We start from the raw sequence: 7,826 nt of genomic DNA, 5'->3' as shown, positions 1-7,826 counted from the left end.
GGCGTGCGCCAGATAGATGAAGTCGGCCTGAAACCGGGCCTCCTCCAACGCGCTGACGAGTCCCTGGTCGCGAAAAATACACGAGCAAGCCCACGCTGACGCAGGCAGCACCAGCCACCCCACCAGCGCCGCGATCCACCAAGCGTCCCTGGACATGTCCGGAGCATAACGCGACCGCAAGGGCACCTGACACCAGACGTGAATCCCTCCCCACCAATGACGCCCAGCTGGCAATGGCACCCATGCGCCATTTGACAAATCAAGCAAAATCAGTTTTCCATTTTTACCATGAACATCCCAAAGCCAGTGTTGTGCACGGTCGTGCTGGCCTCCGTCGCCTGTGGCGGCGAGGCCTTCGAGGGTGACGCGGTCACGGAGGATGCCGTGGCCACCACGCGGCAGGCGGCCTTCTCCGGCGTGAATGGGACGGTGTGCGAGGAGAGCCCTTACAACTGCAAGCTGCGCCCTTCCGGCGGCAACCGCGTGCAGACCAACGACCCGGACGACGATGACACCTGGGGCATCACCACCGGCGTGCCCATTCGCGATGGCAACGGCACGGTGGTGGGCACGTCTACGCGGACGCGCTCCCTCTTCAACTTCGGCCAGACGCGCACGTTCGCCGGAGAGCTGCATGCGTTCGCGACGTCGACGTCCAACTCCAGCTCCGGCTGGCTGCCCATGTCCGCCATCCTGGGACGCACGTCCTTCGAGGAGAAGGTCGGCCATGTCTCCGCGCTGGGCTCCGGCCTGAGCAAGATGGCGTGCTACGCCGTGCGTAACTCGCATGACCCCGCCCTCGAGGTGAAGAAGGTCGTCTATGACACGACGTCGGCCAACGAGCGCGCGGGCGACTACCTGCCGCTCGTGCGCGCCAACGGCCTGCGCTCGGCGAACCTCACCTTCAACGTGCCGGGCTTCGGCCTGGGCGGCGTCGCGGTGGACCACTTCCCCGCGGGCACGAAGTTCCAGCGCCTGGACGTGCCGACGAACTCGGGCGCGCCCTCCATCGACATCCCGCTCTGGGTGAAGGACAGCGCGGGGCGCTACCGCCAGCAGTCCGGCACCATGAAGTTCATCTATGGCTACGTCATCGCCGCCACCGGCACCCGCCGCAACGGCTGGATGGCTTACGACGCGCTCGAGGTCAGCTCCGGCTGCCCTTGAGCGCGTCGCCCCTCGCGAGCAGGCTTCACGGCGAGGGCTGCGCGGACACGCGGTCCTTCGCCGCCACCAGCTCCTCGCGTCGCAACAACAGGAGCGCATTCGCCTTGGGCAGGATGCGCACCTGGAAGCGCCGCTGGGCCATGTCCTCGGCGGTGAAGACGTTCCGGTCGCTCACGAGCAGCAGCGCCGTGGGCACCACGTCCCGCGCCGAGCGGTTGCCGTAGTAGTGCACCAGCACGTGGTACGGCCCCGGCGCCACCTTGCGCGCGTGGTACAGCTCCGGCCCCAGGCCATCCGTGATGTCCCAGTACAGCCGCCCGCCCAGGGACGTCTCCTTGTGCTGGTAGAAGCACTTCTCGCCGTCCGGCTCGATGACCCACAGGTCGATGTCCGTGCTGTCCGAGTTCCAGTGCGTGGTGAGCTGGTAGTCGATGGGCTGCGCGTCCGCGAACACCGGCGCCCCGTCGAGCCCTCGAAGTCCCGCGCGGCGCGCCCGGAGCACCGGGGCGACCTCCGCGAGCCGCGACTGCCGCTCCAGCCCCGCCAGCATCCGGGCGTAGTGGAAGCTCGCCACCGTCCGCAGCTCCTCGGCGTGCCGCTTCCAGGGGCGCGCCAGGACGATTTCATAGTTCCGGGCCGCCTCGGAATAGCGGCCGGACGCGTCCAGCGCGAGCGCCTCCTCCAGGAAGGCCTGCGCCTCGAAGGGGCGGTTGAGGCGCACGTGCTCGAAGAGCTCCGCCGCCGCCGGGTACTGCCCCAGCGCCAGCAGGCCATAGCCCACCAGCCGCAGCGCCTCCGCGTCGCGGGGCCGCAGCTCCACGGGCGACGACAGCGCCCGCACCGCGCCCCAGGTGTCGCCGGAGAAGGCGCGCCTGCGAGCCACGGCCTCGTAGATCATCACGTCGTCGCGGTTCTCCCGCCGCGCCTTGCGGTAGGCCAGCTCCGCCTGGAGCCGCTCGTCTCCGCCCGCATACGGCGCGTCCCGCAGCGGCTGACGCCGCAGGAGCGCGGGCAGCCCCTTCTGCTCGGCGAGCCGGGCCACCACCGCGCGCCCCTCGGCGGGCACGTCGTCCAGCGCGAGGCCCAGGAGCTTGTCGCGGCGCTGGTCCTCCTCCCGGCGCCGCAGCGACTCCAGGTTCTCCAGGTCCACCTGCTCGTCGCGGACGGCGTAGCGCGTGTAATCGCCCTCGGACTCCAGCACGAGCATGGACGCGCGGGCGTTGGCCAGCCGGTAGTGCTGGCTGAGCGCCACCACCATCCGGTCCAACCGCTCGTCATCCAGGGACACCAGCCGGGACACGAAGAGCTCCGCCCACGCCCGCGGCGCGAACGCGCTGTCCACCTCCAGGGGCAGGGGGATGCGCAGCGTGCGCTCGGGCCCGGTGCCCGCCTGGGTCACCACCTCCAGCACCGCGTCGCCCTTGCCGGGCAGCCGGCCCGCCACCTGCAACTCCTGCCCGGGGAAGACGAGCCGGGGCCGGCCCGCCACCACCAGGTCCTCCACGTCCGCGCCCGCCACCGACACGCGGGACAGCACCACGGACGCCGCGCGGTGCGCCTTCGCCGCGGCGTCCACCTCCGCCGCGGACAGGACGCTCACGACCCGCCCGCCGCTGGAGCGGGCCAGCGCGTCGAAGAGCTCCGTGTTCACCGCCGCCTCGCCGAAGCGATACGTCACCCAGCGCAGGGACTCCACGCACGGGTGCCGGGAGAGGAGCGCGTCCACCCGGCTCTGTCCCCAGGTGATGTTGCCGTCGGAGAGCAGGAAGGCCGTCACGCGCTCCCCGGAGGCGGCGGGCTTGAGCCACTCGAGCGCGGCCCGGTCCAGCTCCTCCATCGCGCCGTCCACATGGGACGCGCCCTCCAGGAAGACGTGCTCCAGCTCCGCGAAGCTCTCCTGGCGGTGCGCCGCGTCGTTGGGGCGGAAGCCGGGCCCGTGCAGCCAGCGTGGCCGCACGTCGAAGAGGAGCACCGCGTACTCCTTCAGCGTCGCGTCCTTCTCCAGGAGGGCGCGCAGCGTGGCCGCCTGGATGGCCCAGGCGTTGCCGTCCTCGGCGGACAGCGAGGTGTCCACCACCAGCACCGCGCGGCCCGTGGGAGGCCCCTCCGCGCCGGAGGTGAGCCGCTCCGGCAGCCGCACCCGCGCGTGGAAGGCGCGGCCCGGAAGCCCCGCGTCGTCCGAGCCCACCAGCACGTCCGCGTCCTCGCCGCGAGGCTTCAGCGCCACGCCCAGCGCCCCATCCCCCGTGAGCTTCGGGAAGTCATACACCTCCCAGGCGTCCACCTTGCGCGCCTTCGCGCCCGTCTCCGGCTGCACCGCGACCTCCACGGCCTGACGGGGGTCGACGTGGACGCGAGCGCTGACGCGCAGCTCCTTGCCCGCGTCCGCGGGCAGCGGCCACGTGTAGCGCAGGCGCGTCCCGTCGAAGAGGAGCGTCTGCTCATACGCGATGACCACGCGCTTGAGCGACTTCGGCGGCAGGGGGAAGACGCGGGCGCTGAAGGTGGACGCGCCGGACCACTCCAGCAGCGCGGGGTCCACGTTGCGGCGCACGACGTCCTCGTACACCTCCCGCGCGCGCTTCTGCTCGACGACGCGGGCCTCCTGGATGTCGCCCCAGGAGCGCTTCGCGCCACGGGCCGCGGGAGGCGCGGCGGCCGCGAGCCGCTCCGACTCCGCCGACGCATCGCCCAGGGGCGGCAGCAGGTCCGACGACTGGAACAGCGAGGGCGTGTCCACCGCCACCGCCCCCGAGTACAGCGCGAAGCCCGCCACCGTCGCGCCGCCGGGGAGCGGGTAGTAGAACGTCCCTTCGAGGCCGCGGCCGGAGTCGTTCTCGAACAGGTGGTCGACCACGGTCCGCGCGCGGGAGCCCTGGATGTACGTGACGACGCGGACGGCGCGGGCCTTGAGAGGCTGGTAGCGGCCGTCCTCGCCCATCACCAGGACCTTCGCGGCGCGAGGCGCGGCCTCCACGCGAGGGAGCACGGGCTTCGGGGCGTCATCCGCCCTGGCGGCCTGCTTCTTCGCGGGCGCGGCGCCCAGGCCCCGCCCGGTGGAGCTGGCGCCCGCGCCGCCCCCGCCGCTGCCCTTGATGATCTGGATGATGGCCTCCCGTCGTTGCTCCAGGACACGAGGCGCGGCCGAGGGCGCCGGCACCCCGAGCTGGCCCCCGACGACACCGCCCTCCACGCCATCCGCGTCCAGCTCGGCGTGCGCGCGCTCGGCGGCCGCGGTGGCGGACCGTGCACGCTCCTCCGCGCGTTGATGCGCCTCGACGAGCGCCAGGTCCTCCCTCCCCATGGAATCCAGGACCTCCGGCTCGCCCAGGCCGGGCGCCTCGGCGGGGCTCGGGCTCGGTGGAGGTGCCATGGCCGTGGGCGCGTCCGGCGAGCGTCCACGCCTCGGAGAGAGCGCCTCCACCTCCGCCTCCGAGACCACCTTCGGGTCCGCCACGGAGTCGCGCAGCGCCGCGAGGTCCACCTCGCCCGTGTCCGGCTGTCCCGCGGCGGTGACGGGGGCCGCCAGTCCCGCCTGGATGAAGGGCGCTGGCGCGGCGCGCGGAGCGGCGGGCCCGGGCGGGGCCACGTCCGCGTCCCGCTTGCATCCCGAGGCGAGGAACCCCATCAGCAACACGACGGCGGAAGCACGAAGGAGGCGCATGATTGGAACGCTAACCCATCCGGTCCTGGCAGGCGGCATGCCGCCAGGACATGGACAATCCATGACACCGCCATGACGCGGTAGGTTCCTGAAAAAGGGAGATGCCCATGGACTGGTCAGCGGCGCAGTACACGCGCTTCGAGGACGAGCGGAACCGCCCCATCCGGGACCTGCTCGCGCGGCTTCCCACGGCTGACGTGAGGCGCGCGGCGGACCTCGGCTGCGGCCCCGGCAACTCCACGGAGCTGCTGCGCGCCCGCCTTCCCACGGCCACCGTCATCGGAACGGACAGCTCACCGGACATGCTCAACGCGGCGCGCAAGCGTCTGCCGGACGTCCGGTTCGACCTGGGCGACATCGCGACCTGGAGCGACCCGGGCCCCTACGACGTCATCCTGGCGAACGCGGTGCTCCAATGGGTGCCCGACCACGCCACCCTGCTGCCCGCGCTCCTCCAGAGGCTGGCGCGAGGCGGAAGCCTCGCCGTGCAGATGCCCGACAACCTGGAGGAGCCCTCACACCGGCTGATGCGCGAGACCGCCAGCGCGGGGCCCTGGGCGGACAAGCTGGAGGGCGCCGCGAGCGCCCGCACCGTCCGCCATGACGCCGACTGGTACTTCCGCGTGCTGCGCGAGGCCGGGGCCACGGTGGACCTCTGGCGCACCACCTACTTCCACCCGCTGGCCGGAGGCGCCGGGGCGGTGGTGGAGTGGTTCAAGGGCTCGGGGCTCCGGCCCTTCCTGGAGCCGCTCGACGCGGCCGAGAAGACAGGCTTCCTCACCCGCTATCAGGCAGGGATTGCGCGGGCCTACCCGACCCTGCCCGACGGGACGGTCCTGCTGCCCTTCCCCCGGCTGTTCCTCATCGCGACGCGCTAGCCAGGCCGGACGCGAGGTTCCCCAGCGTGGCGACGGCGGCCTCGATGCGCGGCGTCCAAGGCTGGCCACAGCTCAGGCGGATGTAATTCCGGTAGGAGCCCGGTCGCGCGGAGAAGATGGACCCGGGCGCGATGCTGATGCCCACCTCCAGGGCGCGCGCGTTGAGCGCGTGGGCATCCACCGAGGGCGGTAGCTGCACCCAGAGCAGCAGCCCTCCGGACGGCAGGGCCACGCACGTCCCCTGGGGGAAGTGCTCGGCGACGGCGTGGGCCACGTGCTCCACCTGCGAGGCGAGGTTGCGGCGCAGGGCGCGCAGGTGTCTGTCATAGCCGCCGCTCTCCAGGAAGCGCGCGACCGCCTCCTGGGTCAGCAGCGGCGACGCCACGGTGTGCGCGAACTTGAGCAGCTCCACGCGCTCCCGGAACCGGCCCGGGGCCACGTAGCCCACGCGGAAGCCCGGGGCGAGGGTCTTGGAGAATGAACCGCACAGCAGCACCTGGCCGCGCGTGTCGAAGGCCTTGCACGGGCGAGGACGCTCCGGACCGAAGTGCAGGTCGCCGTAGATGTCGTCCTCGATGAGCGGCACGTCGTGCGCGGTCACCAGCTCCACCAGCCGCCGACGGTGGTCCTCCGGCATGCAGCTGCCCACCGGGTTGCTGAAGCTGGGGACCACCAGCACCGCGGCCACGCGCCGCCGCGCGAGCGCGGCCTCCAGCGCGTCCAGCTCCATGCCATGCCGGGGGTGACAGGGAATCTCCAGCGCCTTGAGCCCCAGCGACTCGATGGCGAGCAGCGTGCCGTAATAGGCCGGAGACTCGATGGCGATGGTGTCACCCTTGCGCGCGGCCGCGACGAGGCACAGGTGCACCGCCTCCGCGGCTCCGCTGGTGGTGACGAAGTCATCCGCGCCCAGCGCGCAGCCCCACTCCAGCGAACGCTTCGCCAGCTGCTGCCGGAGCCGCTTCGAGCCGGGAGGCACGTCGTACATCACGCCCTCGGCCTGCTGCTCCCGCGCGAGCAGCCCCAGCTCCCGCGACAGGCGCTGGGTGGGGAGCAGCTCCGGCGCCGGCCACGCGGTGCCCAGCTGCACCATGCGCGGCTCGCGGGACGACCGGTACAGATGCGACACCAGGTCGCTGACGGTGACCGGCGTCGCGGAGGCCGGCGGCCGGGACACCGGGGGCTCGGCGAGCCGGAGCCGCTCGCGTTCCCGCACGTAGTGGCCGGACTGGGGCCGCGTCTCGATGAGCCCCTGCGACTCCAGCTGGAGGTAGGCCTGGAGCACGGTGGAGACGCTCACCCGCTCGCGCGCGCTCAACTGGCGCACGGAGGGCAGCCGCTCCCCCGGACGGAGCGTACCCGCGGCGATGGCGTCCTTCAGCCGCTCCGCGACACGCTCGTAGAGCTTCAGGGATTGCGCACGTGCGCCCATGGAATGGCCCTCCTGCTGACTCCAACGGATAGCGCCCGGGGCTCCGGCCGCCCAGGTACAGCTTCACGATGGCGACATCAGCACAGTTCTCCAGGCTGGAACTGTACTGGTCACAATTCCCAGCCCCTGCATCTGTTCTGGTCGCGCCTCCGGACGCATGGTGGGTCCATCACGGGAGGACCGAGATGGCGGACCGCTTCACGTTGCTGAATCCCTCCTGGCTGCGCTCGCTGGCGGAGCGCCTGCGGGGTGTCACGTCCAACGCTTGCCAGGAGCGGGTGTGCCTGCCGGGGGGCAGCCTGTGGAGCAGGCGCCTGCGCGGCCCGTCCCGCACGTTCGTCTGCGAGGAGGGGCAGGTCTGGCTCACGCTCGAGGGCGACCCGCGAGACCACGTGCTCGGCGCGGGTGAGACGCTGAAGGTGTGCGCGGGGCACGTGGTGGTGCAGGCCCTGCGTGACGCGCGCTTCAACCTGTCCGGTTGTCGGACGGGTTCTGCGCGGGGCGCGGGAGCGCCTCCTCCCGAGCCCTGGGTTGACAGTCCTCGCGGGCTCGACTACCTCCATCGCTGATGCTCGTTCGCGCCACCACGCCCAGGACCTGTTGTCACGGCATGTGTTGCCGTGTCGCGGCCGGTCCGTCCGTGCGCATGCGCTGAGCCTCCCTCCGCGCGTCCGCGCCCTGTCGG

At 72.1% G+C, this 7,826-nt stretch carries 5 protein-coding genes; 3 read left to right on the top strand and 2 right to left on the bottom strand.

Annotated elements, in window-relative coordinates:
* Window positions 1-288 precede the first annotated feature (288 nt).
* Window positions 289-1,167 carry a hypothetical protein gene (locus tag U8525_RS14175; protein WP_374265781.1) on the top strand — a complete coding sequence of 293 codons (879 nt, stop codon included), beginning with the start codon at window positions 289-291 and terminating at the stop codon, window positions 1,165-1,167.
* A gap of 25 nt (window positions 1,168-1,192) precedes the next feature.
* Here U8525_RS14175 and U8525_RS14170 read toward each other — a convergent pair whose 3' ends face one another.
* Window positions 1,193-4,831, bottom strand: coding sequence for a VIT domain-containing protein (locus U8525_RS14170; protein ID WP_374265779.1), 3,639 nt, complete (start codon window positions 4,829-4,831; stop codon window positions 1,193-1,195).
* Between the two features lie 107 nt (window positions 4,832-4,938).
* Between U8525_RS14170 and tam the strand changes: the two genes are divergently transcribed.
* Window positions 4,939-5,709 carry a trans-aconitate 2-methyltransferase gene (gene tam, locus U8525_RS14165; RefSeq protein WP_374265777.1) on the top strand — a complete coding sequence of 257 codons (771 nt, stop codon included), beginning with the start codon at window positions 4,939-4,941 and terminating at the stop codon, window positions 5,707-5,709.
* Here tam and U8525_RS14160 read toward each other — a convergent pair.
* Window positions 5,693-7,141, bottom strand: a complete 1,449-nt coding sequence (locus U8525_RS14160; RefSeq protein WP_374265775.1) for a PLP-dependent aminotransferase family protein — start codon at window positions 7,139-7,141, stop codon at window positions 5,693-5,695. The two genes, tam and U8525_RS14160, sit on opposite strands and share 17 nt — an antisense overlap.
* A gap of 185 nt (window positions 7,142-7,326) precedes the next feature.
* On the opposite strand from U8525_RS14160, the gene U8525_RS14155 reads away from it, so the two are divergent.
* Window positions 7,327-7,710 carry a DUF2917 domain-containing protein gene (locus U8525_RS14155; RefSeq protein ID WP_374265773.1) on the top strand — a complete coding sequence of 128 codons (384 nt, stop codon included), beginning with the start codon at window positions 7,327-7,329 and terminating at the stop codon, window positions 7,708-7,710.
* Window positions 7,711-7,826 lie beyond the last annotated feature (116 nt).

Source organism: Corallococcus sp. RDP092CA, from assembly GCF_041903675.1.
Lineage (GTDB): Bacteria > Myxococcota > Myxococcia > Myxococcales > Myxococcaceae > Corallococcus.
Note: the sequence above shows the minus strand (reverse complement) of the source record. Positions and strands in the feature narration are given on the sequence as shown.